1 protein-coding gene is annotated in these 674 nt (G+C 65.7%); it reads left to right on the plus strand.

All coding sequences use genetic code 11. The features are described 5' to 3' along the window. Positions 1–127: 127 nt before the first annotated feature. Positions 128–674 (plus strand): IS110 family transposase (locus ACQRC0_RS08790; protein WP_427729328.1); only part of this gene is annotated, 547 nt, incomplete at its 3' end.

Consider the following 674-nt stretch of genomic DNA (forward strand, 5'->3'; position numbering starts at 1 on the left):
AGACGATATGAGCAGGACATAAAAACATTGAGAGCCCCTGCTGCATGAAAGACCGCGGATTAGGCCGACAATGGTGAGTGTCTAATTCAGCCGCGGCGGCCACGCCGCATTCATGGAAGGGGCTCCCATGCTCGATACTACCACCTTCGTCGGCCTCGACGTCCACGCCCGCTCGATAAAGGCAGTCTCCCTCGACGTCATGACCGGGGAGGTGCGCTGCGCGACCTTCGGCTACGACGCCGGGGCAGTCGCGGAGTGGGTGCGGTCCGTGGACCCAAAGGCCAGGTGCGTGTACGAATCCGGGGTCACGGGGTTCGACCTGCAGAAGAGGCTCTCCGGCCTCGGGGTCGACTGCGTGGTCGGCGCCGTCTCGAAGATGATCAAGCCCAGCGCGGACAGGCGCAGGAAGAACGACCGCAACGACGCCGAGTTCCTCGCCCGCATGCTGTCGGTCGGCAACGTCGTCGAGGTGTGGGTCCCCGACGACGAGTGCGAGGCCGCCCGCGACCTGACCAGGGCGCTCGAGGACGCGAGGGACGACCTCTCGCGCGCGAAGCAGCGGCTCTCCAAATTCCTGCTCAGGCACGGGCTCGCCTTCGACGAGAGGACGCCCACCGGCCGCAGGAAGGGCAACTGGACCCGGGCGCACTGGTCCTGGATCGAGTCGATTAGGT

This window comes from Collinsella sp. SGI.033, assembly GCF_050315135.1.
Taxonomy (GTDB): Bacteria; Actinomycetota; Coriobacteriia; order Coriobacteriales; family Coriobacteriaceae; genus Collinsella.